Below are 25,620 nucleotides of genomic sequence, written 5' to 3' on the forward strand. Positions count from 1 at the left end.
CACACAGATTGTCTGTTTCTTCTTTTTAAAGAGCTGACAGCTTTAAGTTAACTTCACAATTTCTTGCTTCAGTTTGCTGTCTCAAGGGCTGCGTATACTACGCTACACCTTTTTATTCGTCAAGATCTTTTTTCAAAATTTTTGATCTTGTTCACCAACTTCATTATCGTCTGCTTTCGCTGACGCCGTGTCAGTGGATGCGCATTATAGGCACTTCTTTTTTTTTGGCAAGTGAAAAACAGCAATTTATTAATCGTTCGAATAAGCTTTAATCATCTAATACACTAATTCTCTGATATTTATCAAGATTATATTTAGATAATTTTTCCATCAATTTTTCAACTTGTTGGTTACATAATGTGCTTAAGACAATATTGTCTGTTGAAGATTGTGCTGTAACACTTTTTAGATCAAATCGCTCATTAAGTAATGAATAAACTCGAGAAGCGATCGCATTTCCCGAATCAATAAAAGTCGTATTAGGGAAAAGTAGTTTAAGTTCATCTTTAATAAATGGATAATGAGTACAACCAAGCACAATTGTATCAGGAATGACTGGTAGATTGAGCCATGGCTGCATTAGCATCTCAAGTTGCTGCATATCAACATCAATGCCTTGTAATTTATTCTCTGCTATATAAGCTAATTCAGATAAACCAAGTAATTTAACATTACAATCAGGAGCAAACTCTTTAATTAAATTACTTGTATATGCTCTTTGAATTGTAGCTTTCGTCGCTAATAACCCAATACATTTATTTTTAGTAATTATGCTTGCGGGTTTAATTGCAGGTACAACACCGACAATAGGAAAAGAAAACTTTGAGCGTAAACTAGGTAAACAAATAGTACTTGCGGTATTACATGCAATGACGGCTAAATCAATTGAATATGATTCTATAATTGTATCTATTATATGACTTACTCGTTTAATTAAAAATTCAGAGGATTTGTCACCATAAGGAAACATCTCATTATCAAAGGCATAGATATACCGTAAATAGGGTATTTTATTGTAAATTTCATTATAAATAGATAACCCACCGATACCCGAATCAAAAACTAATACTGTTGGAGTTTTTTTTACAATATTCATATGCAGTTAACGAAGGTTAAAAAATTAATCGAGCCATATCCTAAATTGATTAAAATTTTATGCAAGCAATTTTGTTTAAGGTAGTACTGGCTTTTTACAGAATAAATCATTAAAATAGACGTCTAGATGGTAAAACTGCCAAGCATAAGTATTTCATACGATTATATTTAGAGCATTGCTCTAAATAAGTTAAAGAAGGTAACACATGTCAGAATTTTTATTTACTTCAGAATCTGTATCAGAAGGTCATCCTGATAAAATAGCCGATCAAATATCTGATGCAGTTTTAGATGCTATCTTAGAGCAAGATCCTAAAGCTCGAGTGGCTTGTGAAACTTACGTAAAGACTGGTATGGCATTAGTTGGCGGAGAAATTACAACTTCTGCTTGGGTAGATATTGAAGAATTAACTAGAAAAACGATTAATGATATTGGTTATACCAGCTCAGAAATGGGGTTTGATGCTAATTCTTGTGCTGTTTTAAATGCTATTGGTAAACAATCACCAGATATTAATCAAGGTGTTGATAGGCAGAATCCATTGGAACAAGGTGCTGGTGACCAAGGTATCATGTTTGGTTATGCTACAAACGAAATGCCTAATTTAATGCCTGCAGCAATTAGTTATGCCCATGACCTTATGCAACGCCAAGCTGAAGTGAGAAAAAATGGCACCCTCCCTTGGTTAAGACCTGATGCAAAAAGCCAAGTTACTTTAATTTATCAAAACGGAAAAATCCAAGGTGTTGATACTGTGGTTTTATCAACCCAGCATTCAGAAGGTATTGAACAAAAAGCTCTACATGAAGCCGTCATGGAAGAAATCATTAAACCAACGTTACCGGCGGAATGGCTAACTTCTAGAACGAAATATTTTATCAATCCTACAGGACGTTTTGTAATTGGTGGGCCTATGGGAGATTGTGGTTTAACCGGCCGAAAAATTATTGTTGATACCTATGGCGGTGCAGCACGTCATGGTGGTGGTGCGTTTTCTGGAAAAGATCCTTCAAAAGTAGACCGTTCCGCTGCCTACGCAGCAAGATATGTTGCTAAAAATATTGTTGCAGCGGGACTTGCTGATAAATGCGAGCTACAAGTTTCTTATGCAATTGGTGTTGCTAACCCAACATCGATTTATGTCAATACTTTCGGTACTGAAAAAATTGAGCATAATAAAATTATATCTTTAATTAAAGAATTTTTTGATTTAAGACCTTACGGATTAATTCAAATGCTAGATCTCATCCAACCAATCTATCAAAAAACTGCAACTTACGGCCATTTTGGTCGAGATATATTCCCTTGGGAAAAAACAGATAAAGCAGCCATTCTTAGAGATGCAGCAGGATTATAAACGAATTCCAATTTATCTCCATAATCAAGTATTGGCTTGTTTAAGAACTCACTTAACTCAAGCCAATAATATATTAAATACTAATTATAAAGAACCCAAAGTCAGTTATAAACCTAAAGGTAGTGTTGCTGGATGCGCTTTTTTAACTCGCTGGGAAATTCAACTCAATAGCATAATGCTTAATGAGAATGGAGAAAAATTTATTAATGAAGTTGTTCCTCATGAATTAGCACATCTCATTACCTTTCAAAAATTTGGAAAAGTAAAACCACATGGACAAGAATGGCAATATATCATGTCTGAAATAATGAAAAAGGAACCTAAAGTTACTCATAATTTTAATATTAAACGTAACGAATATGTCTATATTTGTAATTGCCAAGAACATTATTTATCACCAATACGACATAACAAAATTCGAAAGAATAAAACTAGTTATCAATGCCGTAAATGCGGTACTATACTAAAACTTAAAATATCTATTTAATTTTGAAGTAAAACATGCCTAATTTTGATACACATTTTTACAAAAGTTCCACAATTATTGTGATTTTAAGCTTTTGTTTATATATAGCAGGTAACTTTTTCATTCCATTGTATGGAAAATTGACAGTTAGCTTGGTCGAACATTTACAGTCTCTTTTCTTATTATTTATGTGCTGTTACACATATTTATATGCTAAAAAGGTCAAGAATCATGTAAATCTTTACAAATTTTGGGTTTGGACAATTTTCTGGTGGTTTATGCTTTTTGGCAGAGGAATCAGCTGGGGGCGTGACTTTTTCCCTGAGGTACCCCGTTTCTACTATAAAATAATTGCTGGTATCTTAATTGGAATACCTTTTTTAACAATACTTTTACCGACAATCCGTCAAGAGATAGTTCGCCGTTATAAATTTGAAAAAATTCCTGTCTGGCACATCTTTTTTGCTTTCCTCTTTCTAGGAATTGCTGATATTGCTGAACATCATCGTATTGGTCATCAATTTTTAGTCCTAAACAACGAAAGAAAAGATCTTATTGAAGAGTTAATGGAAATACCTTGTCTTTTAAGTCTTGCATTAATAACTATTTATATGCAAAAAAATGAACAAGAGAGGTTAAACAAGCCATGTTAAGCTATCGTCATAGCTATCACGCGGGAAATCATGCAGATGTGTTAAAACACATTGTATTGACGTTATGTATTAATGCATTGAAAGAAAAAGAAAAGCCTTTTTTATATTTAGATACACATTCTGGCGCTGGTCGCTATTTACTACAAAGTGAACATGCTGAAAAGACTGGAGAGTTTTTATCAGGAATCAATTTAATTTGGCAACAATCTGATACGCCAGAACTACTTAACACCTATTTATCTGTTCTGAAGCGTTATAATCCTTTCGATAATTTAAAATATTATCTAGGCTCACCTTTAATTGCTAAACAATTACTAAGAGAGCAAGACAAACTTAATCTTACTGAACTTCACCCAACTGACTTTTCCTTATTAAGACAAGAATTTAGCAAAGATAAGCGAGCTAAAGTATTTAAAGAAGATGGATTTGCACAACTCAAATCAAAATTACCCCCTGAATCACGACGTGGTATTATTTTGATAGATCCATCATATGAGATAAAAGATGATTATCAAAAAATCCCAAAAGCATTAATTGAAGCATATAAACGTTTTGCAACCGGGGTTTATTTAATTTGGTATCCAGTTGTCTCTAGAACTCAAACACAAAAGATGATTGAGCAAATTATTAATTCAGGTATTAAAAGAATTTCACAATTCGAATTGGCAGTAAAACCCGATAATAATCAGAAGGGAATGACAGCTTCAGGTATGATTGTGATTAATCCACCTTGGAAGTTAAACGAGCAAATGCAAACAATTATGCCTTGGCTAAAAAACATTCTTGATACAGAGAAAACAGGAAATTATCTTATCAAAGAACTTGTTAGTGAATAATTTAAGCTATTTTTAAGTTAAAAATGCGAGATTTTCTCGCATTTTTTTATTAAAATTTTAAAAATTTCTATTAAGGGAAGAAATGGCAAGCAAAGAGATAAATCCATAAAATTAAAGTCAAAAGTAATGAAAGAAAAACAGCCGCGGAGCCATAATCTTTTGCTCGACCAGATAATTCATGTCGCTCACTTCCAATTCTATCAACCACACATTCAATGGCACTATTAATCAGTTCAACTATCATCACAAAGCCTATTGAACCAACTAATAAAATTCGCTCATAAATAGAAAAATCAATAAGCATTACAATTATATAAGCAAGAATTAACAAAATTAATTCTTGTCGGAACGCTGCTTCATTTATAATAGCTGATTTAAATCCCTTTAATGAGTACTTCGTCGCATTGATAATACGTTGTAGTCCTGTTGCTTTTTTCACAATAACTTCCCAAATTTAAAATTATCTTACATAACCATAATTCATCAGACGCTGGAATCTTCTTTCAAGAAGCACAGGCAACTCCAAACTACCTAATTCATCAAGATCAGATAGTAATTGCTTTTTAAGTGAGGCTGCAACAGCACTATAATCCCGATGAGCGCCACCTAAAGGTTCAGGGATAACTGCATCAATAAGTTTTAGTTTTATCAATTTATCTGCAGTCATATTCATTGCTTCAGCTGCCACTGGCGCTTTATCTGCACTCTTCCAAAGAATAGACGCACAACCTTCAGGAGAAATAACAGAATAAGTGCTATATTGGAGCATATTAACTTTATCGGCCACACCTATTGCAAGTGCTCCGCCAGAACCACCTTCACCAATAACAGTACAAATTGTTGGTACATTTAAACGAGACATTTCACGTAAATTACGAGCAATCGCTTCAGCTTGTCCCCTTTCCTCTGCGCCAATACCAGGATAAGCACCTGGTGTATCAATAAAGGTAATGATAGGTAATTTAAATCGCTCAGCCATTTGCATTAATCTCAATGCTTTACGATAACCTTCAGGAGCAGGCATACCAAAATTACGATAAATTTTTTGTTTAGTTTCACGACCTTTTTGGTGACCAATAACCATAACAGGTCGGTCATCAATACGAGCTATTCCACCAACAATTGCTTTGTCATCTGCGTAAGCTCTATCACCGGCCAGCTCATCAAAGTCGGTAAAAATTTCATTAATATAGTCAAATGTATAAGGGCGATTAGGATGTCGGGCTAATTGAGCTACATCCCAAGGTGATAAATTTGAAAATATCTTCTTAGTCAACTCACGACTTTTTTGATTCAACTGTTTAATTTCTTTATCTAAATTGATATCCAATTCAACTTGTTGCGAATCAATATTCTTTAAGGAATTAATTTTTGCTTCTAATTCCGCTATCGGCTTTTCAAATTCCAAAAAATTATTCATAACGCTTATGATTGCCTCTTGTATTAATTGTATTTAGTTAAAATACATTACTAAATTTAGTATACTGACTATTTATTAAAATAAAATTAAGTCAATTTTACTATGTAATAATCATTGAAGTCACCAATATTTATTATTAATGAACATCAACATTCCAAATGGCACAGCTAGCTTTTAATAGGTTAACTGCAACCATTAAATAAAAAATCTGTTTTTTAATTAATCAAATTCAAAGTCCACTCGCTCATTTCCTAATAAAGTTTTCAACTCTATTATTAGCGCATCTTCAGGCACAATCCGCCAAGTTGTACCAAATTGAAGACGTACCACAGAATCTTCTCTATGATAATAGAGATTAATCGGGACGCTACCATGTCGATAAGGTTCTATAATTTGTTGTAATCGCTGTAAAATTGGACGGTTAACTTCAGCGTCAGATAAGGTTAAAGATAATCCTTTAACATACTTAGCCCTAGCATCTTTTAAGTCGACAATATCGCGAACCGACATCTTAAATCCGCCATTAAAATCATCATGACTAACTTGACCTGAAACGATTAAAATTTTATCTTTCACTAACAAATGACCAAACTTTTCCAATGCGTCAGAAAAAAGCAAGCCATCAATTCGTCCAGATCTATCGTCTAAAGTGAATAATCCAATTTTATTACCTTTTTTAGTTATTCGAACTCTGGCATCAACAACAATACCGGCAAATGTTGCCATTTTTCCCCATCCAGTTGGAGCCGCTTCACTTATTCTAACTCCACCAGAATATCGATTAAGTTCTTTTAAATATTGCGTAACTGGATGGCCGGTTAAATATAAACCTAAGGCTTCTCGTTCACCTTCAAGTAATACTTGTTCGGGTAATTCAGGAACAGCAGCATAAGCATTTTCAACTTGTTCTGGCTCCTCAGCTAATACACCAAACATATCTTCTTGCCCAATGGTTTGAGCTCTAGCATACTGATCTGCTGCTTGCATGGCATCATTGATACTATGCAAAATAGCCGCTCTATGAGGACCTAATTTATCAAAAGCTCCAGCCATAGTTAATTTCTCTAACACGCGCCGATTGATTTTCTTCATATCTGTTCGAGCACAAAGCTCAAAGATATTTTTAAAATAACCACCACTATTACGTGCTTCGACAATAGCCTCAATTGGGCCCTCACCAACGCCTTTTATTGCACCAATACCATATACAATTTCGCCTTTATCATTTACATGGAAATGATAAAGACCACTGTTAATATCAGGAGGATTTACTTGCAGCCCCATTCTTAAACACTCATCAACAAGACCCACAATTTTATCTGTATTATCCATATCAGCAGTCATTACGGCTGCCATAAATTCGGCTGGGTAATGCGTTTTCAACCATAATGTTTGATATGAAACGAGTGCATAAGCAGCTGAGTGAGATTTATTAAAACCATATCCGGCAAACTTCTCAACCAAATCAAAGATACGCATGGAAAGTTCACCATCAACACCTTGTTTCTCAGCGCCTTCTTTGAAGACCGAACGCTGTTTGGCCATCTCTTCTGGTTTTTTCTTACCCATTGCTCTTCGAAGCAAATCGGCGCCACCAAGTGTATAACCAGATAACGTCTGAGCAATCTGCATGACTTGTTCTTGATATAGGATGATACCATAGGTCGGTTCTAAAATTGGTTTAAGTGATTCATGCTGATGATTTATATCAGGATATGATACTTCCTCCCGACCATGTTTACGGTCAATAAAATTATCTACCATGCCTGATTGCAACGGACCCGGTCGAAATAGCGCAACTAAAGCGATCATATCTTCAAAACAGTCAGGTTTTAAACGTCTGATCAAGTCTTTCATTCCACGCGATTCCAGTTGGAATACAGCTGTTGTCTCAGCTTTTAATAATAATTGGAACGATTCTTCATCATCAAGTGGTATACGAGTAATATCAACTGGTGGTTTTCCATCTTTTAATCGGCGCTCATTAATCATTTTAATAGCCCAATCAATAATGGTTAAGGTCCGTAACCCTAAAAAGTCAAATTTGACAAGTCCAGCGTATTCAACATCATTTTTATCAAACTGTGTGACAGGATGATGACCTTCGGGATCGCAATAAATAGGAGAAAAATCGGTAATCTTTGTCGGAGATATTACTACACCACCGGCATGTTTACCTGCATTTCGAGTTACCCCTTCTAATTGTCTGGCGATATCAATGAGAGACTTAACTTCTTCGTTGTTATCATAAAGCTCTTGAAGTTGAGGCTCAACTTCAAATGCTTTAGCTAATGTCATACCCGGATCAAGTGGAATTAATTTTGAAATACGATCAACAAATCCATAAGGATGACCAAGAACTCGTCCTACATCGCGAATAACTGCTTTAGCAGCCATTGTACCAAATGTAATAATTTGAGATACTGCATCGCGACCATACATATCAGCAACGTGATCAATAACCATATCACGCTTTTCCATACAAAAATCAACATCGAAATCCGGCATTGAAACCCGTTCTGGATTTAGAAAACGTTCAAAAAGTAGGTCAAATGCTAATGGATCTAAATCAGTTATCTTTAGAGCATAAGCAACTAAAGAACCGGCTCCTGAACCACGTCCTGGGCCAACAGGAATATCATTATCTTTTGACCATTGAATAAACTCCATGACGATCAAAAAGTACCCAGGAAAGCCCATTTGGTTTATTACGTTTAATTCAGTTTCTAACCGCTCATCATACTCAGGACGTCGCTGTTTTCGAACTTCTGGATCAGGAAAAAGAAACTCAAGCCGCTCTTCTAAACCTTCACGTGATTTATGCACCAAAAAATCTTCGGTTGACATATCACCCGTAGGAAACTGTGGTAAAAAATATTCGCCGAGTCGAATAGTCACATTACATCGTTTAGCTATTTCAACACTATTTTCCAATGCCTCTGGAATATCGGAAAACAATTTGCACATTTCTTGTTCCGATCGTAAGTATTGCTCGGATGAATAGTTTTTCGGTCTACTTGGATCTTCAAGTGTATTACCATCGTGGATAGCTACTCGAATTTCATGCGCTTCAAAATCAGAAGATGATAAGAAGCGCACATCATTAGTCGCCACAACCGGTAAGGAATATTGTTCAGCGAGTTTAATTGCGCTATGAATAAATAACTCTTCATTGGCGCGATTTGTACGGACTAATTCAAAATAGAAATGTTGATTAAAATTTTCTAAATAGTAAGTGATCGCCTCATCAATAATCGCTTGATTATCGCGAATAACACCAATACCAATATCACTTTCACGACCAGCTAATATGATTAAACCTTCTCGATGGATAGTTAGCCATTCTTGATCAACAACAGGCATATCACCAATATAGCCTCGTTGATAAGCTTTTGAAATTAATAAGGTAAGATTTTGATAGCCTGTATTATTAGCGGCTAATATTGTTAATCGATAAATATCATCACTTAGTTGTGAACTTTTAATTGCTAAGTCAGCACCAATAATGGGTTTAATGCCTTTTCCCATGGCTGATCCATAGAACTTAACTAGTCCACAGAGATTGGTAAAATCAGTAATTGCAAAAGCAGGCATTTGCAATTTACTTACTTCATTGACTAAAGCACCTACTTTAGCGATACCATCAACCATTGAAAAATCGCTATGCAAATGAAGATGAATAAACTTAGGTTCGGTCATATTTACCAAAAGTAATTACACAAAAAATTAGCCACAATTATAGCACAAACCAGACGAATATTCTTATTGCTTTATTTATCAAAAAATCGACTAATAAAACAATAAATAAAACTTCCGTTATAAAGAACGGAAGTTAATCAAATTAGTCTTAAAAATTATAAAAAGTTATTTGCGCCGTAAACCTTCAGCATTAGCTGCTTTTATCGCAGCAAATACTGTTTCTGGAGAAATTTCTGCAGGAGAATTATGAATTGATTCACCTTCAGCACAAGCTAAAATTGCCACTTGCATCAAATCATCATCGCTAACATTAGCTAATCCAATTTCTGCTAGCGTAGTTGGCAATCCAACTGACTCACAAAAATGATAAACAGTCTCGATCATTTCAGGATCGCTATCGATTAGCATTAACATAGCAAGCGTACCAAATGCTACTTTTTCACCATGCCAATAATTATGCGTTGCTTCTAATGCTGTAAATCCATTATGAATGGCATGGGCAGCTGAAAGCCCACCACTTTCAAACCCCAGTCCGGAAAGAAGTGTATTAGCTTCAATTACATGTTCTAGGGCTGGAGTTACGACTTTTTGTTCACAAGAATTTTTAGCCTGAACACCATAGTTAAGTAATATTTCAAAACAAAATTTTGCTAACGCAAATGCAGTCATTGGACCTGGTCTTCCAGTCATATTCCCAGCTTTTGATTGTCTACAATCTTCGGCCTCAAACCATGTTGCTAAAGCATCTCCCATACCAGCAACTAAAAATCTTACAGGAGCATTAGCGATAACTTTTGAATCAACTAATACTACATCAGGATTTCTGGGTAACACAAAATATCTTTTAAATTCACCAGTTGGCGTATAAATTACAGATAAAGCACTACAAGGCGCATCTGTAGAGGCAAGCGTAGGGACCACAACACAAGGGTAGTTAATAGTTGCGGCAACCGCTTTCGCTGTATCAATAACCTTCCCCCCACCTATACCTACAATCACATCAATATTTTGAGATTTAGCTAACTCAATTATCCTTGCAATCTCTTCATCGCTACATTCTCGATTAAAAATATCGACGATACTTTCAATATTACCTGATAGTGATTTTTCGATAGTTTTAGATAAATTTTTATGTGCAGATGGACTTTCAAGTAATAATGCTTTTTTTCCAAGCCTTGCTAACTCTTGGCCTAGGCTATTTTCAATTGCATTGAAACCTTGAATGTAACGATTTGGAAAAAGTGCAGTAGTAATCATAATAACAGCTCCTAAAAAATAAAAAATCCTGCATAGATAAATCTTATTATTTTAAGAAATATTTCTATCTATATTATTTGATTAAAACATACACTTTTATTATTAATATACTACTAAATATTTTAAAAAATGAGGTGTATGCCACATTTTTTATTGTGAAATGTATTATTGAAAATGAAAAAAGGAAATAGTTGCTTCCCATCACCAAATCGTGATGGGAAAAATGGAGATTAAATCTTCTTGAATAAGACTGAACCGTTAGTACCACCAAAACCAAATGAATTACAAAGAGCATATTCTAAGTTTTTCACTTGACGAGCTGTGTGTGGAACATAATCAAGATCACATCCCTCATCAGGATTATCTAAATTAATTGTTGGAGGAACAGCCTGATCGCGTAATGCAAGTACAGTAAAAATAGACTCAACCGCACCAGCTGCACCTAATAAGTGCCCAATCATTGATTTAGTTGAACTTACCATTACTTTGTTGGCATTTTCTTTAAAAATGCTTTTAACTGCTTGAGTCTCAGCTTTGTCACCAGCAGGAGTTGATGTACCATGAGCATTAATATAACCAATATGTTCAGGTGTTATTCCTGCATCACGAATCGCACATTTCATAGCTAATGCCGCTCCGCTTCCATCCGCTGGAGGTGAAGTCATATGATAAGCATCACCACTCATACCAAAACCAACTACTTCAGCATAAATCTTAGCACCACGCTTTTTAGCATGTTCATATTCTTCTAGGAACATGATACCTGCACCGTCACCAAGCACAAAACCATCACGATCTTTATCCCATGGTCGACTTGCAGCTTTTGGGTTGTCATTATTCGTTGACAAGGCACGAGCAGCCCCGAAACCACCGATACCAAGAGGAGTACTCGCTTTTTCACCACCACCGGCTAACATCGCATCGGCATCACCATATGCAATCATACGCGCTGCATGACCAATATTATGTACGCCAGAAGAACAAGCGGTAGCAATAGTAATACTTGGACCTTTTAATCCGTAAATAATTGATAAGTGACCAGCGATCATATTTACTATAGTTGATGGTACAAAGAAAGGACTAATTTTACGTGGTCCACCATTAACTAATGCACTATGATTTTCTTCAATTAATCCTAGTCCACCAATACCTGAACCGATAGCACAACCGATTCGCTCTGCATTTTCTTCCGTAATTTCAATACCCGCATCTTGCATTGCTTGCATACCTGCTGCAATACCGTATTGGATGAAATAATCCATTTTACGAGCATCTTTACGTGAAATATTATAATCTTCGCCATCAAAGTTTTTAACCATCGCTGCGAAGCGCGTTGCAAAAGGGGCTGTATCAAAGTGTTCTATAAGTTCTACACCACTTTGACCGGCTAATAAAGCTTGCCAAGTAGAATCAACTGTATTACCTACTGGAGATATCATGCCCATTCCAGTAACAACAACTCTGCGTTTAGACACATTGTCCTCCAGAAAAGGATTGAAATGAAATTTGAATCATTGAAAATTTTTTATGAGTTTTCAAAATTAAATTGGAATCCACTCTATAAAAATAGAGATATAAATACAAACTAGGCGATCATTTGACCGCCTATTATGAAAACTCTGCTAACCTTATTGATTTGCAGTAATATAATCAATTGCTGATTGTACAGTTGTAATTTTTTCAGCTTCTTCATCAGGAATTTCAGTATCAAATTCTTCTTCTAAAGCCATAACTAATTCAACTGTATCAAGAGAGTCAGCGCCAAGATCTTCAACGAAAGAAGATTCATTTTTAACTTCATCCTCTTTAACACCAAGTTGCTCAACAATAATTTTCTTAACTCGCTCTTCAATAGTGCTCATACTCTTTTTTTTCCTATAAATATCGCCGAAAGTGGCGGTGAATGTAAGTTTATAAAATGTTGAAAAAGATGCCAATCATTTTTCAACCCAATTGCTTATTTTTTGTTCAAAACGTGAAATTATTGACTCATTTTACACTATTCTGATCAATTACACCATATACATGCCGCCATTGACATGTAAAGTTTCACCCGTAATATAAGATGCCTCATCAGAAGCAAGAAACGCGACTGCATTAGCAATTTCAGCGGGTTCACCCAAACGCCCTGCTGGCACTTGTGCTAATGTTAACGCCTTTTGTTCATCAGTCAATGCTTCTGTCATATCAGTTGCAATGAACCCTGGTGCTACCACATTAACCGTAATACCTCGAGATGCAACTTCACGAGCTAATGATTTACTAAACCCAATCAATCCAGCTTTTGCAGCCGCATAGTTAGCTTGGCCTGCATTACCCATAGTACCAACAACAGATCCTATAGTAATAATTCTACCATAACGTTTTTTCATCATAGTACGCATTAATGCTTTTGATAAGCGGAATACAGACGTTAAATTAGTATCTAAAATATCTTGCCACTCATCTTCTTTCATTCTCATTAATAAATTATCACGAGTGATACCTGCATTATTAACGAGAATATCAATATCACCAAATTCCGTTTTAATTGTATTAATAACTGATTCAATAGATCCTTCATCGGTCACATTTAGTGCTAAACCTTTACCTTTAGTGCCTAAATATTCACTTATGGCTTGAGCACCTTTTTCGGTTGTTGCAGTTCCAATAACGGTTGCGCCACAAGCAACTAATTTTTCTGCAATTGCCTTCCCGATCCCACGGCTTGCGCCAGTAACTAAAGCAATCTTTCCTGATAGGTTCATAACTACCCCTTTTACCTTCTATTTAGTATTTTCTATCGCAACATCTAATGATGCTTTATCATTAACAGCATAAGCCGATAATGAATCAACGATTCGTTTAGTTAAACCAGTTAAAACTTTGCCTGGTCCGATTTCAACTAACATTGTTACACCTTGTTTTGCCATATCCTCTACTGTTTCAGTCCAACGAACAGGGCTATATAGCTGAGCGATTAATGCTGTTTTGATTTTGTCTGCTGATGTTTCAACTTTAACATCAACATTATTAATTACTGCAAATTTAGGGGCATTGAATGTAATATTATTTAATGCTACCGCTAATTTATCAGCGGCTGGTTTCATCAAAGCACAATGTGAAGGCACGCTAACTGCCAGTGGTAATGCTCGTTTAGCACCAGCCTCTTTACACAGAGCACCTGCTCGTTCAACCGCTTCTTTATTACCCGCAATAACAACTTGACCTGGTGAATTAAAATTAACTGGTGCAACGACTTGGCCTTGAGCCGCTTCGTCACAAGCTTTACGGATCGAATCGTTATCTAAACCAATGATAGCAAACATTGCCCCTGTACCACTTGGTACAGCTTCTTGCATTAGTTTTCCACGTAGCTCAACTAATTTAATTGCATCTTTAAAATCAATTACGCCAGCACATACCAATGCTGAGTATTCGCCTAAACTATGGCCTGCCATAAATTCTGGTTGAGCGCCATTAATACTTTGCCAAACACGGTAAATAGCAACAGATGAAGCAAGTAATGCTGGTTGAGTTTGCCAAGTTTTATTTAATTCCTCAGCAGGACCATCTTGCACTAAAGCCCATAAATCATAACCTAACACTTGTGAAGCTTCATCAAAAGTTGACTTCACAATTGGATAGTTTTCAGCAAGATCTTTTAACATACCTACAGCTTGTGAGCCTTGTCCTGGAAATACCATTGCAAATTTGGTCATTTTGAAATCCTTGATTACTTAAAATAAGTTATAAATTAAAATTTAACGAGTGCAGAGCCCCAAACGAAACCACCGCCGAAAGCTTCTAACAATATTAACTGCCCTCGTTTAATACGGCCATCTCGCACACCTGCATCTAAAGCGCAAGGTACCGATGCAGCAGAAGTATTACCTTGTTTATCAAGCGTCACAATAACCTTACTCATATCCATATCAAGACGTTTAGCCGTAGCTGAAATAATTCGTAAATTAGCTTGATGAGGAACTAACCAATCTAAATCTGATTTATTAAATGCATTCTCGGATAATAGCTCATCGACTAAATTTGAAAGTTCTTTGACTGCAATTTTAAATACTTCATTGCCATGCATTGTCATATAAACTGGATCATTAAGTGAACGACGATCGACATATGGATATTTTAACAATTCACCATAACGACCATCAGCATGAAGATGAGAAGCAATAATTCCTGGTTCTTGTGAAGCACCCACTACAACAGCTCCTGCACCATCACCAAAAATAATAATTGTCCCGCGATCACTTGGATCAACACCACGAGTTAACATATCTGAGCCAACCACTAAGGCATATTTAATTGCACCACTCTTCACATATTTATCCGCAATATCAAGCGCATAAATAAACCCTGAACAAGCAGCTGATACATCAAATGCAATTACATCACCCAGATCCAATTTGGCCTGTAATTCAGTAGCTGAACTTGGAAAAGCATTAACCGATGTTGCTGTTGCAACAATAATCAAACCAATCTCTTGTTTATCGATTTTCGCCATTTCAATCGCATTAATCGCCGCTTCATAAGCCATACTAGTAACGGTTTCATCGGGTGCAGCAATGCGTCTTTCTTTAATACCAGTACGGGTAGTTATCCATTCATCACTAGTATCGACCATCTTTTCAAGATCGGCATTGGTTCTTATTTGTTTTGGAAGATAGCTTCCTGTTCCTAATATCTTTGTATACATCTAATTATTCGCTCTTAGGTAGTGCAGAAGAAAGACTATTGGCAATCTTCTCAGGTATATTCGTTTCGATAGCTAAAATAGCTTGCTCAATTGCTGCAAAAAATGATTTTTGATTGGCACTACCGTGACTTTTAATCACAATACTTTGAAGTCCAAGTAAACAGGCACCATTATATCGTCCAGGATCTAAATAACCAAAATTTTTTACTATTTTTCGTTGAAGCCATTTACTCAAAAATTTCATAATTAATGAGTTTTGCCCTAATAGCATTTTAAATGATGACATGAAAATTTTGATTAATCCTTCTACTGTTTTGAGCGTCACATTACCAACAAAACCATCACAAACAAGCACATCAGTTTTACCGGTCAACAGCTCATTGCCTTCTAAATAACCGATATAATTAATTTGATCATTGGCTTTCAAAATAGACGCCGCGGCACGAATTTTATCTAGCCCCTTAATATCTTCTTCACCAATATTAAGCAGAGCAACGCGCGGATTTTTAATATGAAGGACTGATTTTGCTAGTATTTCGCCCATTATGGCAAACTGCACTAGCATATCACTATCGCATTCTGCATTAGCACCTAAATCAAGCACAACAGTATTTTGGTTATTTAACGCAGGAATGGTGGCAACTAATGCCGGGCGATCGATACCAGTTAAAGAATGCAACAACAGCTTAGATAGCCCCATCAACGCACCAGTATTACCGGAACTGACGCAAGCCTGAGCCTTACTACTTTTCACTAACTCTAATGCAATCCTCATTGAGGAACCTTGGCTATGCCTAATTGCATATGATGGTTTCATATCGTTAGCGATGATCGCAGTAGATTCAGTTAACATCAAACGACCATTTTCTTGATATTGAGTAACCAGCTTTGCATTTTCTTTAGACAAAAAAAAGCCAACTTCCTTTAAATCACCGACAAGAAAGATAGAAAGGTTTGGATAATGGTATAATGCTTGAATTGCAGCAGGAACAACAATACGAGGACCGAAGTCCCCGCTCATAGCATCTAACGCAATGGTTAGATTATCCAAAATGTCACCTGAAGATTTCTAGTTACTAAATAATTATTTAGAAATCACTTTACGACCGCGATAATAACCATCAGCGGTTACGTGATGACGTAAATGTGTTTTACCTGATTCATCAACTGAGATATTAGCAACAGTTAATGCATCATGAGAACGACGCATACCACGTTTTGCACGAGTTTTACGATTCTGTTGAACAGCCATGGATTTACCCCTTATTCTTTAAACTAACTAAAATTGCAAATGGATTTGGTTTTTCACTCTCCGCTGGAATTTCACCAAATACCATATCTGCCTCTGACACTTCGCAGTGTTTACTATCATGCACCGGCGCAATTGGTAATGAGAGAATAATTTCGTCCTCAATTAACGCTAATATATCTACTTCACCAAACTCGTTAACTAAAACGGGTTCATAATGTTCCGGTAATGCCTCTGCTTGAGCATCGCTCTTAACAGGGCTGAATTTATTCATCACATGGACTTCAGTGATAAAAGGTTTAAAACAACGCTGACAAATCAACTCAAGCGTCATTTTTGCATCAATGGTGATAACGCAAAGTTTTTGTTCATCATAATCAAAAGATAGATGACATTCGATATCACTTTTTGGACTTTCAATCCTCGTTGCACTTTTTGCTGGATAATATCCAACATAATCAAGTCTTTTTTGTGCTGCTTTAATTGGGTCAATTGTTAATGGTAATTTATTTTGCATAAGATATGCATGTCTACCTTAAAAATTATTAAGTGCAGCTAAAAACCACACAAAGCCATAAGGCGCGCATATTACCTTTAAATCACTGTTTCGTCAATGGGTAAGCACAAGATAATTTGTTTTCATTATTAATTATTCCTTTAATATTTATCATTTTTATTTCCTGACATTAGTATTAGAAAAAAAAGTTGAGGAGCGGGGTTTTTTAATATCCAAAATCGTTATTTATTTGATCATTGAAATTCTATTCACTTAATAGAAATCGCTTTCTCAATTTCAAATTTAAAGCAAATTAATTATGATAGCCGCCCAAAACTGTCTTTTACTATGGCTTGAAAATCATCGAAATTTCGACTATTTAGTAACCGCTTAGTTGATCTTTCTTTAACAAAATTAACCACTAAATTATAGATTCGCATTGCATCTTCATATTCATCTTTACTGATTGCTAATAAGAAAATGACATGCGCAATCTCATTTTTATTCCATTCAATACCTTGAGGAGCCAAAATAGTTGTTACCACTGTCTTTTTAGCCAACAACCCTACTGAATGGGGAATAGCAATATTTTCACCAATTAAGGTTGATACAATATTCTCTCGCTCCACTACCGATGGATGAAAATCTGGTCCAACATATCCTGATTTCTCAAGGCGCTGACAAATTATCTGAAACAGTTCATTTTGTGTCATCGGTTTATCAATAATTAGGAAAAACTTTTCATTAAAAAAGCGCTCAATAATATATGGCATTGTGCGATCTACCATAGACAATCGCCCTAATTGTTCAAGTTGATAAGGTGTTGGAAATGGCGCTATTTTTACTATTTGCTTATCTTTTTCGGTCAAGCGAACGGTAGAGACAACAAAATCTTCCTCAATATGAGTTAACTGTTCATATTCTCGATAAGAAAGCGTTCGTTTAATTAAAATATGAGGGAAATCTCGTTTAATCTTTGATTCAATCATACGCAAGGTGGCATTACCTAATTCACTAACGAGTAAAATTTGCACTAATCTTTCATATCCAGCACTATAGTTACGCTCTAATGCGACGCCTATATGAATTGCTAAATAACTAATTTCATCTTCAGTCATTTTAACATCAGTAAATTTATGAATATTCGCTAATGCTGATAAAGTAATATCATAGGCAAAAGGGTAATATTGCTTAATTTCATGTAGTAATGGATTGGAAGTATGAATTTTATACTTGATCCGAGATAGCATCGATGAAATATGGATTAACATATCTTGGCGAAGTTTCATGTCATCTTTCAAATTATAGTGATAAGAATCATTGATATAAGACAAGATATGTTCAAATAACTCTAGACTTTTAGCTTGATTAGGTGATTGCATAATAGTGCGCGACATAATCTGCACACATAAATAATTAAATTCAGCATCTGAAAGTGCACTGCCTAAAAAATAAGAAAAGCCTTCAGAGACCTCTCGTGCAGCTCCAATTACTGTAGAATCAATATGATCCACTTGATAGTCCAATAATTCATGACCTTGCGTAATTCTAGTTATCGAGACTGCACAACAATAGAGCAAATACCCTTGCCCTTCCGAAGTTAATTTCAATTCAAAACGTTCAAACTGGTCTTGTAATAGGCTTTCAAGATACTCTAAATCAATATCAGGCAATATTGCCTGTATTAAACGATTAACATTGATAGTATCGCCCGTTATATGGTGTTGCCATAAAATATCAGTTAAACAAGCTCGGATAGCTGATTCCTCTCCGACTAATCGCATACCAGAATAAGGACGATTATCGAGCGATAAATGGTATTTGTCTAAATACTGCTTAACTTCAATAACATCATTTTGCAATGTATTACGGCTTAAAAACCATTCACCAGCAATATCATCCAATTTTACAGATTTAGATTGTGTTAAAAATGCAATAAGTAAGGCGGAAACACGTTCTTTATTAGTGCGAGGAACCCGTTCCATTTGCTGAACGATGGGGATTGTTGCATAAAGGTTAGAATCAACTATTACAAGGCGATAACCAATATTTTTAATATAATCAACCTGCGCACCATAAGTTTGTAACACATCATTTAAAGCAGAAATATCCGAACGAATAGTTCTTATCGATACTGAAAAACGATTTGCTAGCTCTTTTTGAGGTAGCAATTCATTTTTTATCGTATCAAAAATATAAGCTAATCGTTGATAAGGGAATAGCAATTTAGATGCCATTACTCATCCTGCTAATTTTTGCGTAATAGCTAAAAGTTGTTTAACATCTTCAGTTCTTGTCGCACCAGTTTCTTTATCAATAATTGACGTATAAATATGTGGAATCACTTTTTTTACACCTGCATCTAAAGCAATTTTCAAAATGGCTTCATAATTGTCTAAATCTATTCCCCCTGTAGGTTCTAAATAAAAATCAAATTCAGCACAGCATTTAGCTACATATTCATATTCATTTACATGTTTTAAACCACCCATAGGAAAATATTTTATAGAGCTCCCTCCCATATCTTTTAATAACGCAATAGCGGTTTCAACAGGTACGATTGCAGCGGGTGATTTTGAACTTAATGGTCCGGTTGCGATATTAACTAAGCCCACTTTACCTGTTGGTGATACAAGTCCATTGATTACGGTTTCTTTTTGCCCTAACAAAGCGCGACTTGTTCCTACTCCAGTAAAAACTTGATTAACATGTTGAGGCTGAAGAACGGCTGATATTTCCGACACCATGTTAGATTGATTTGGATCACCCGCGCCAAGGCCAACTGAAATTGCATTATCAATGGCTAAAGCATATTTTTTCATATCAGTGATTGCTTGATCATTATCTGGATAGTTTTTTGATAAGACGCCAACAACAACATAAGTTTGAGCAGCTTCATAAATAGCACGCGCATTATCAATTGAATTGGCTAGTACATTCAAACAGACACGGTCATTAAAATAATTTGGTGTTAATTGCATTATTTTACTCCTTGGATAATTTTTTTAATTTTGTTATAGATAATATCAAGCTGTTCGGCAGTTACACTGCGAACATCTGCATCTACTTTGCCTTCATTGGCCTTATATTCCCTAAAATAGACTGCAACTTCACCTTGCTTCATCAGCTCAATCATTTCAATTGCGGTTTTACCAATAACTTTTGAATCAAATGATATTTCTGCTCGAGCAATATCGCGCCCTGCACCATCCCAAACAACTTTTGCCGATATGCCATCAATTGAATTTAATTTTTCAATAAATGGTGTCATTTTAGAAACCATTTCTTGTCCAGTTTCTTGTTTTGGATCATTAATATATAATTCAATAGCCTTTGTTAAACCTAAAATACCTTCTTTCCCCACTTTCATTGGTCTTCCAATACCTTGAGACTGAAGTTTAAGCCACTCAATTGCTTGATGACGACCAATGACTAATCCACTAGTCGGCCCTTCAATAGCTTTTGCACCACTATAGATAACTAAATCCGCACCTTGTTGATAATAGGCTTGTAAATCTTCTTCTGCAGCGGCATCAACAATTAATGGAATATTATATTTTTTGGCAATCGTGGCGGTTTGAGCTACGGATAACATACTTTTTTGCACGCAATGGTGTGATTTAACATATAAAATAGCTGCAGTATCAGGATTAATTAGTGATTCAATATGCTCTGGTTTACACTCATTCGCATACCCCGCCTCAACGACAATCCCACCACCTAAAGACACCATCGTACCGATAGGAGCACCAAAATTAACGTTATGTCCTTTGGGAACGATAATTTCACGAGGTACATATTTATCTGAACTATGGAGATTAAATAGCAGATCACGATCATCTTTAACAATTAAACCCGCGACAGCTTGCGCAATTCCAGCAGAAGCACAGGACACAACTACAGCATTTTCTACATTAAGTAATTTAGCAATGTATTGACCTGTTTTATCAACAAGATCTTTTATTTCAAAATATTCATTCAAACCATGAGATACGGTATCTACCACTTCTGCTCTAGGGGTTGATACACCTAAAATAGTCATTCGCCCGGAAGCATTAATCACTCTTTTCAAATGGTATTTACTGTATATTTCTTTTTCAGTTTGAGATTCTGAGCTCATTTTCACTACCTTCTTGTATTATTTCAATAATATTATTAACGATAGAAGCCAAAGGAACAAACTGCTCATGACATTCACGCACATCACCTTCTGAATCAGTAAACAAAACAGTCTGCTTTCTTACATCAAAAATAGTCAAATCAGCATCATAGCCAATTGCTATTTCTCCTTTGTTTTTTAAATGCAATATTTGTGCCGCATTTTTCGTCACACTATCTATAATTCTAGTTTTGCTATAACCTAAACAAATAAATTTACTCATGACATTAGCCAAGCTAAATACTGGGCCTTGTAAGCGATTTTTAGAATAAATATCAGAACTGATAGTGTTAGGATAAACATCTAAACATTTAGCGCGCTCGGCAACAGCAAAACTAAAACTTTCACCGCCATGACCAATATCTAAAATGACGCCACGCTCAATAGCGCGTTTAATTGAATCTCGCAGATTATTTTGTTTATCGAATATTTGATTTGGTTTACCATTAAAACAGTGAGTAATAATGTCGCCTTTAGTTAATAAATCTGCAATTTCATCAAGTTCAGGAGGATTATTACCAACATGAATCATCAGTGGTAAACCAGTCTTTTTCTGCATCTCTTTCGCTTTGATTAATGGTAAAATACCATTGTCACCAACAACGCTACGGCTCATCCTAACTTTTATTCCAATAATAAAATGAGGATATTTAGCGAGTGATTTTTCAAATAACGCAACATCAACATCTTGCATATCAGCAAGCTCATTTTGCCTTATTAAGCCAATTTTTGAGATATTTAAAAAAGAATAAACATGAGTCTTAGCTTGCATAGCTAAATCATAAAACTCATCAATATCTAGGGCACCAACACTGCCGGCGTCAACAACTGTCGTCACCCCAGCCTTAACACCAATTAGATCGGGTTCATCATGATATATAGGTGAGCGCGCAAAGCAGTGAGTGTGAGAATCGATCCAACCAGCACTGATATAGTGTTGACTTTTTAGATCCAACACCTGTTCAGATGGGGCTGTTATATCCTTGCCAATTTCAACAATTTTGCCATGGTTAATAGCGATATCAGTTACTGAATCATTAATAAGTTTGGCATTTTTTATAATTAAGTCATACATAATTTAATCCAACCCCTCCACCATGTTATAAATAGAGGGGAACATGACGTTATATAATTGGGAAGATACCACCAAAGATCATGGCACCCAAGATTGCACCACCCGTAATAGGCTTTTTCCACACATAAAATAGTAGTGCACCAAGCAGTGAACCTATACCGATTGGAATAGAAGCAACCATAGCTGATAAAATAATCATTGGACCAAGAAATCTACCTGAAGCATTCCCCGCGCCCATCATGACATCAGCCCCAAAGGTTGAGCCACCGCCACTGTTAACGGTAAATTTACGTATCAGGATGATAATTAAGCCTATTGCTAAACCGAGAATTAAACCTGTTACTAATGCCACAAAAAAATTCTCAATTGGCAATGTATAGCCACCAGCTAATAACAGCGCAGGTACCCCTAAACCAATACCGGTTTGTAGTGCACCGCCGATATCAAGGATACCAACTAGCGATCCTTCAATAACACGTGCAAATAAAAAGCTCGCCCCAAAAGCTGCTACAGCGCCATAGTCGCCCGTTGTCATTCCTGATTTAAGCATTGCAACAAAGGCAATTTCATTAAAAGCGCCAATACCATATACATAGAAAGTATGCGTCCCAGCAAAAATACCAGCAGATAGTAATCCACAAAGAATAGGGAAAGACCAATCTGCATACCAAAAACTTTTATTAATGGTTGTTTGAGTATTCATAATGTGTTGTTCCCTATATTATTTAAACCAATAAGACAAACCATCTCGAAATGAATTTATCATCTTCATATCAAAACCACGGAAATATCCGCTCATGACAAATAAGATGATTACTGCAACAAGCATGATTTTCATTACTCGATTCCAACCACTGTCATCTACACCTTTGCCAATCAAGATTCCCAGAACTAATCCTGGCACTGCATTACCCATAATTAATTGGGCAAGGCCACCAAACAATGTCCCCCAAAAACCACTTCTTCGACCAGCATCTAAGGCAGCTAACCAGAAAATAACTGGCATCACTGTAGCCACAAGCAAATTCGCAGCTGGAACTAGGACTTTTGTTGCAGTAATTTTTAATGAATCAGGAATAACTGATGTCGTTGTATTTAAAAATAACACAACAATCACACCGATAAATGCGCAAGCAAACGCCATTTTCTTAGGATCATGTAGCGTTTGAGCTAAATTTCGGTTCTTTATCATCAATAATGCAGCGCCCCAGTTTGGGATAATACGATGATCAACATCTTGCGTGAATGAACCCGCAGCAACTGATGAAGCCCATGCATTAAAAAAGAATCCTAAACCAAATGAAAAGTGAGCAGCTGGATCACCCTCACATGAATTGAGCTCACCTAGGGTACGAAATGCCCCCATACCTTGATAGGTTGGAGCATGAAACATTCGAGCGGCACCCGCTCCTACTCCAAATCCACACAGTCCACCAATTACAATAGACTTTAACGCTATAATTAGAATTTCCATGACTTTCCTTTTACGTTATTTAGAGATAAATTTAATATCGCTTAGATCGATAAACGTAACATTTACTGATACATCAAGAGTGATGTCATAAAATGCTTTTTTTCTAGGTAAAAAGATAAATAAAAAACGTTCTGTAGTTATCTTTTCTGTAGCAGAAACAACACTAATATCTAGGGGTTCAATTCGTAACATTACATTATTCGTATTTTTAAGCACCTGTTTCTGCACTTGGCTTAAGGCTATGGCAAATGCACGCTGCTTTGAATCCCCTTGCCCGGTTACTCTTACTTGTATCTGCTCAGTTTTTTTCATATTTCAAACCTATTTAAGAACGAGGGTATTTTTTTAAAAATGCTTGGGCGATACGCTGACCAAGCTCTACCGTATCCATGAAACCAAAACCAAGCACTTTACAACCATCATTAATGGCAGTTTCACCTTCTTCAATCGAACGCATACCATGTCGTTGTGAATAACCATACTTATTTTGGGCTGTTATCGCACCCGCGCCACCACTTCCACAAAACGAAAGCCCTAAATCCGCATTTTCTTGATTCATCACATCACCTAATTTCATATCGGCGGCCATACCTGGTATAACAATTGCGCGACATCCATCAATAGAATTGATTCCTTCTGCAATTTTTTGTCCTTTTCCCATTCTATCGCCGATTACGATGACTACTTCAGCCATAATTGTTCTCCTATTAATTATCGTTTTTTATATCTAGTAACTTGTTTAGTTGGCCATGGCTACCTCATAATGAACAGCCAATAAATAAACCTCTTCCATTGGAAGATTATTGAATAGTTCTACTGTTTTACGCGAAAGAGCTAAAGCTTGCTCTGATAATTCATCAAATATAGTGGGATCGACTTCGGGGAGTTTTTCTAAAGTTTTTGCTCTTTCTACCATCGCTTTAACATGTGATAACAGCATCGCTTTTTGCACATCATTTTGAGTGATTTGATGCTCAGCTAACCAATGATTAATGATTTTTATCGTTTGCTCAGTAACAACTTCGGGATCTAAATCATCTTCGACCATTCGGAATTGTGGCATAGTCATTATTATTCTCTTGTTTATTTATAAGATGACTTAGCCTAAATGAAATAACAATCAATGTGGAGAGAGACTTTTTCCTATTGCAAAAGGAAATTTATTGTCATGATGAGTGAGTTCTGTAACTAACAAGGATTGTCGTGTTGGATAAGTAATTGAGTAAATTGATTTCAAACTTAATCATTAAAAACGATTAAAAACGTCATTAACGCCCTAAATTAATATTAAAAAACCCCGTTCCTCAACTTTTTTTTGATGATCGGGGTTTTAATGTTAAAGCTGATTATTGTGGAGAAGATATATAACCAAGATCGTTTTATTAAAAATTACCAGCTACCGGAAGCGCCACCGCCACCGCTAGAACCTCCACCGCCGCCGCTAAAGTCGCCGCTATCGCTAAAACCACCGCTAGAATCACCAAAATCGTCACTTCCTCCGTGACTATTTCCTCCTCCGCCAGCTCCGGGAGTTAAAAAGTTGCTAACTAGGAGACTGAAACAAAATACGACAAACATTATAAAAAACAGAAAAAAGGCTATCTCAAATATATATTCCACATGCCAAAGAGTGTATCCAGCAACAGATAATGCGTTAAATAAACCAGTACGTAAACATTGTTTGGTTTTATCT

Annotated in this window: 27 protein-coding genes; 4 read left to right on the forward strand and 23 right to left on the reverse strand. The window is 35.9% G+C overall.

From position 1 onward, the window contains the following. Positions 1-268: 268 nt before the first annotated feature. A complete protein-coding gene (gene murI / locus J3U23_RS11635) occupies positions 269-1,096 on the reverse strand; it encodes a glutamate racemase (RefSeq protein WP_267339296.1) in 828 nt (275 codons plus the stop codon). A 205-nt stretch (positions 1,097-1,301) separates the two neighbouring features. Between murI and metK the strand changes: the two genes are divergently transcribed. From metK to J3U23_RS11655, 4 genes are read left to right on the forward strand one after another with little or no spacing between them, the layout of a single operon-like run. After that, complete coding sequence (metK, locus tag J3U23_RS11640) at positions 1,302-2,453, forward strand: methionine adenosyltransferase (RefSeq protein ID WP_267331127.1); 1,152 nt, start codon at positions 1,302-1,304, stop codon at positions 2,451-2,453. Beyond that, a complete protein-coding gene (locus J3U23_RS11645; protein WP_065735193.1) occupies positions 2,437-2,940 on the forward strand; it encodes a SprT family zinc-dependent metalloprotease in 504 nt (167 codons plus the stop codon). The genes metK and J3U23_RS11645 overlap by 17 nt, the downstream gene beginning before the upstream one ends. A 14-nt stretch (positions 2,941-2,954) precedes the next feature. Then, on the forward strand, positions 2,955-3,572 hold the full coding sequence (locus tag J3U23_RS11650; protein WP_267339297.1) for a hypothetical protein: 618 nt from the start codon (positions 2,955-2,957) through the stop codon (positions 3,570-3,572). Continuing rightward, complete coding sequence (locus tag J3U23_RS11655) at positions 3,566-4,408, forward strand: 23S rRNA (adenine(2030)-N(6))-methyltransferase RlmJ (RefSeq protein WP_267339298.1); 843 nt, start codon at positions 3,566-3,568, stop codon at positions 4,406-4,408. Before J3U23_RS11650 ends, J3U23_RS11655 begins: the two co-directional genes overlap by 7 nt. 70 nt (positions 4,409-4,478) lie before the next feature. Here J3U23_RS11655 and J3U23_RS11660 read toward each other — a convergent pair whose 3' ends face one another. The 22 genes from J3U23_RS11660 to J3U23_RS11765 all read right to left on the reverse strand — a co-directional run. After that, positions 4,479-4,850, reverse strand: a complete 372-nt coding sequence (locus tag J3U23_RS11660; RefSeq protein WP_220226188.1) for a diacylglycerol kinase — start codon at positions 4,848-4,850, stop codon at positions 4,479-4,481. Positions 4,851-4,868: 18 nt separating this feature from the next. Then, positions 4,869-5,828: an acetyl-CoA carboxylase carboxyl transferase subunit alpha gene (gene accA / locus J3U23_RS11665; protein WP_267339299.1), complete on the reverse strand. Its 960-nt coding sequence runs from the start codon at positions 5,826-5,828 to the stop codon at positions 4,869-4,871. A 219-nt stretch (positions 5,829-6,047) separates the two neighbouring features. Continuing rightward, positions 6,048-9,527, reverse strand: coding sequence for a DNA polymerase III subunit alpha (gene dnaE, locus J3U23_RS11670; protein ID WP_267339300.1), 3,480 nt, complete (start codon positions 9,525-9,527; stop codon positions 6,048-6,050). A 165-nt stretch (positions 9,528-9,692) separates the two neighbouring features. Next, complete coding sequence (locus tag J3U23_RS11675; RefSeq protein ID WP_065735197.1) at positions 9,693-10,784, reverse strand: glycerol dehydrogenase; 1,092 nt, start codon at positions 10,782-10,784, stop codon at positions 9,693-9,695. Between the two features lie 230 nt (positions 10,785-11,014). Next, positions 11,015-12,259 carry a beta-ketoacyl-ACP synthase II gene (gene fabF, locus J3U23_RS11680; RefSeq protein WP_065561839.1) on the reverse strand — a complete coding sequence of 415 codons (1,245 nt, stop codon included), beginning with the start codon at positions 12,257-12,259 and terminating at the stop codon, positions 11,015-11,017. Positions 12,260-12,412: 153 nt separating this feature from the next. After that, positions 12,413-12,646, reverse strand: a complete 234-nt coding sequence (acpP, locus tag J3U23_RS11685; protein WP_025316503.1) for an acyl carrier protein — start codon at positions 12,644-12,646, stop codon at positions 12,413-12,415. Positions 12,647-12,796: 150 nt separating this feature from the next. Further along, positions 12,797-13,531: a 3-oxoacyl-ACP reductase FabG gene (gene fabG, locus J3U23_RS11690; RefSeq protein WP_065561837.1), complete on the reverse strand. Its 735-nt coding sequence runs from the start codon at positions 13,529-13,531 to the stop codon at positions 12,797-12,799. 18 nt (positions 13,532-13,549) lie between these two features. Next, the gene (gene fabD, locus J3U23_RS11695) at positions 13,550-14,485 is read right to left on the reverse strand and encodes an ACP S-malonyltransferase (RefSeq protein ID WP_065735198.1); all 936 of its coding nucleotides are present in this window, start codon (positions 14,483-14,485) and stop codon (positions 13,550-13,552) included. 35 nt (positions 14,486-14,520) lie between these two features. Continuing rightward, a complete protein-coding gene (locus J3U23_RS11700; RefSeq protein WP_065561835.1) occupies positions 14,521-15,474 on the reverse strand; it encodes a beta-ketoacyl-ACP synthase III in 954 nt (317 codons plus the stop codon). Positions 15,475-15,478: 4 nt separating this feature from the next. Continuing rightward, positions 15,479-16,525: a phosphate acyltransferase PlsX gene (gene plsX, locus J3U23_RS11705; protein WP_267339301.1), complete on the reverse strand. Its 1,047-nt coding sequence runs from the start codon at positions 16,523-16,525 to the stop codon at positions 15,479-15,481. Between the two features lie 33 nt (positions 16,526-16,558). Next, on the reverse strand, positions 16,559-16,726 hold the full coding sequence (gene rpmF, locus J3U23_RS11710; RefSeq protein ID WP_025316508.1) for a 50S ribosomal protein L32: 168 nt from the start codon (positions 16,724-16,726) through the stop codon (positions 16,559-16,561). Positions 16,727-16,730: 4 nt separating this feature from the next. Next, positions 16,731-17,240 (reverse strand): 23S rRNA accumulation protein YceD, encoded by a 510-nt coding sequence (gene yceD / locus J3U23_RS11715; protein ID WP_267339302.1) that lies wholly within the window; start codon positions 17,238-17,240, stop codon positions 16,731-16,733. Positions 17,241-17,536: 296 nt separating this feature from the next. Next, a complete protein-coding gene (locus tag J3U23_RS11720) occupies positions 17,537-19,456 on the reverse strand; it encodes a BglG family transcription antiterminator (RefSeq protein ID WP_065561833.1) in 1,920 nt (639 codons plus the stop codon). Positions 19,457-19,459: 3 nt separating this feature from the next. Then, entirely contained in the window at positions 19,460-20,200 is a 741-nt protein-coding gene (dagF, locus tag J3U23_RS11725; protein WP_267339303.1) for a 2-dehydro-3-deoxy-phosphogluconate aldolase, read from the reverse strand. After that, a complete protein-coding gene (locus J3U23_RS11730) occupies positions 20,200-21,339 on the reverse strand; it encodes a DgaE family pyridoxal phosphate-dependent ammonia lyase (protein WP_267339304.1) in 1,140 nt (379 codons plus the stop codon). The genes dagF and J3U23_RS11730 overlap by 1 nt, the downstream gene beginning before the upstream one ends. After that, positions 21,317-22,453 (reverse strand): amidohydrolase/deacetylase family metallohydrolase, encoded by a 1,137-nt coding sequence (locus J3U23_RS11735; RefSeq protein ID WP_267339305.1) that lies wholly within the window; start codon positions 22,451-22,453, stop codon positions 21,317-21,319. The genes J3U23_RS11730 and J3U23_RS11735 overlap by 23 nt, the downstream gene beginning before the upstream one ends. 49 nt (positions 22,454-22,502) lie before the next feature. Beyond that, a complete protein-coding gene (locus tag J3U23_RS11740; RefSeq protein WP_065561829.1) occupies positions 22,503-23,156 on the reverse strand; it encodes a DUF4310 family protein in 654 nt (217 codons plus the stop codon). A gap of 18 nt (positions 23,157-23,174) precedes the next feature. Then, positions 23,175-23,927: a DUF4311 domain-containing protein gene (locus tag J3U23_RS11745; RefSeq protein WP_065735203.1), complete on the reverse strand. Its 753-nt coding sequence runs from the start codon at positions 23,925-23,927 to the stop codon at positions 23,175-23,177. A gap of 15 nt (positions 23,928-23,942) precedes the next feature. Continuing rightward, a complete protein-coding gene (locus tag J3U23_RS11750; RefSeq protein ID WP_065561827.1) occupies positions 23,943-24,239 on the reverse strand; it encodes a DUF4312 family protein in 297 nt (98 codons plus the stop codon). A gap of 13 nt (positions 24,240-24,252) precedes the next feature. Further along, positions 24,253-24,621 carry an SFCGS family glycine-rich protein gene (locus tag J3U23_RS11755; protein WP_065561826.1) on the reverse strand — a complete coding sequence of 123 codons (369 nt, stop codon included), beginning with the start codon at positions 24,619-24,621 and terminating at the stop codon, positions 24,253-24,255. Positions 24,622-24,666: 45 nt separating this feature from the next. Beyond that, the gene (locus J3U23_RS11760; RefSeq protein ID WP_065561825.1) at positions 24,667-24,996 is read right to left on the reverse strand and encodes a PRD domain-containing protein; all 330 of its coding nucleotides are present in this window, start codon (positions 24,994-24,996) and stop codon (positions 24,667-24,669) included. 320 nt (positions 24,997-25,316) lie between these two features. After that, positions 25,317-25,620 (reverse strand): hypothetical protein (locus J3U23_RS11765; RefSeq protein WP_267339306.1); only part of this gene is annotated, 304 nt, incomplete at its 5' end.

This window comes from Gilliamella sp. B3367 (assembly GCF_026536825.1).
In the GTDB taxonomy this organism is placed as follows: Bacteria; Pseudomonadota; Gammaproteobacteria; order Enterobacterales; family Orbaceae; genus Gilliamella; species Gilliamella apicola_E.

Coding starts and splice junctions, on each gene's coding strand:
- murI (WP_267339296.1), bottom strand. CDS start 1,096: ATGAATATTGTAAAAAAAACTCCAACAGTATTAGTTTTTGATTCGGGT.
- metK (WP_267331127.1), top strand. CDS start 1,302: ATGTCAGAATTTTTATTTACTTCAGAATCTGTATCAGAAGGTCATCCT.
- J3U23_RS11645 (WP_065735193.1), top strand. CDS start 2,437: ATGCAGCAGGATTATAAACGAATTCCAATTTATCTCCATAATCAAGTA.
- J3U23_RS11650 (WP_267339297.1), top strand. CDS start 2,955: ATGCCTAATTTTGATACACATTTTTACAAAAGTTCCACAATTATTGTG.
- J3U23_RS11655 (WP_267339298.1), top strand. CDS start 3,566: ATGTTAAGCTATCGTCATAGCTATCACGCGGGAAATCATGCAGATGTG.
- accA (WP_267339299.1), bottom strand. CDS start 5,828: ATGAATAATTTTTTGGAATTTGAAAAGCCGATAGCGGAATTAGAAGCA.
- dnaE (WP_267339300.1), bottom strand. CDS start 9,527: ATGACCGAACCTAAGTTTATTCATCTTCATTTGCATAGCGATTTTTCA.
- J3U23_RS11675 (WP_065735197.1), bottom strand. CDS start 10,784: ATGATTACTACTGCACTTTTTCCAAATCGTTACATTCAAGGTTTCAAT.
- acpP (WP_025316503.1), bottom strand. CDS start 12,646: ATGAGCACTATTGAAGAGCGAGTTAAGAAAATTATTGTTGAGCAACTT.
- fabG (WP_065561837.1), bottom strand. CDS start 13,531: ATGAACCTATCAGGAAAGATTGCTTTAGTTACTGGCGCAAGCCGTGGG.
- fabD (WP_065735198.1), bottom strand. CDS start 14,485: ATGACCAAATTTGCAATGGTATTTCCAGGACAAGGCTCACAAGCTGTA.
- J3U23_RS11700 (WP_065561835.1), bottom strand. CDS start 15,474: ATGTATACAAAGATATTAGGAACAGGAAGCTATCTTCCAAAACAAATA.
- rpmF (WP_025316508.1), bottom strand. CDS start 16,726: ATGGCTGTTCAACAGAATCGTAAAACTCGTGCAAAACGTGGTATGCGT.
- yceD (WP_267339302.1), bottom strand. CDS start 17,240: ATGCAAAATAAATTACCATTAACAATTGACCCAATTAAAGCAGCACAA.
- J3U23_RS11720 (WP_065561833.1), bottom strand. CDS start 19,456: ATGGCATCTAAATTGCTATTCCCTTATCAACGATTAGCTTATATTTTT.
- dagF (WP_267339303.1), bottom strand. CDS start 20,200: ATGCAATTAACACCAAATTATTTTAATGACCGTGTCTGTTTGAATGTA.
- J3U23_RS11730 (WP_267339304.1), bottom strand. CDS start 21,339: ATGAGCTCAGAATCTCAAACTGAAAAAGAAATATACAGTAAATACCAT.
- J3U23_RS11735 (WP_267339305.1), bottom strand. CDS start 22,453: ATGTATGACTTAATTATAAAAAATGCCAAACTTATTAATGATTCAGTA.
- J3U23_RS11740 (WP_065561829.1), bottom strand. CDS start 23,156: ATGAATACTCAAACAACCATTAATAAAAGTTTTTGGTATGCAGATTGG.
- J3U23_RS11745 (WP_065735203.1), bottom strand. CDS start 23,927: ATGGAAATTCTAATTATAGCGTTAAAGTCTATTGTAATTGGTGGACTG.
- J3U23_RS11750 (WP_065561827.1), bottom strand. CDS start 24,239: ATGAAAAAAACTGAGCAGATACAAGTAAGAGTAACCGGGCAAGGGGAT.
- J3U23_RS11755 (WP_065561826.1), bottom strand. CDS start 24,621: ATGGCTGAAGTAGTCATCGTAATCGGCGATAGAATGGGAAAAGGACAA.
- J3U23_RS11760 (WP_065561825.1), bottom strand. CDS start 24,996: ATGACTATGCCACAATTCCGAATGGTCGAAGATGATTTAGATCCCGAA.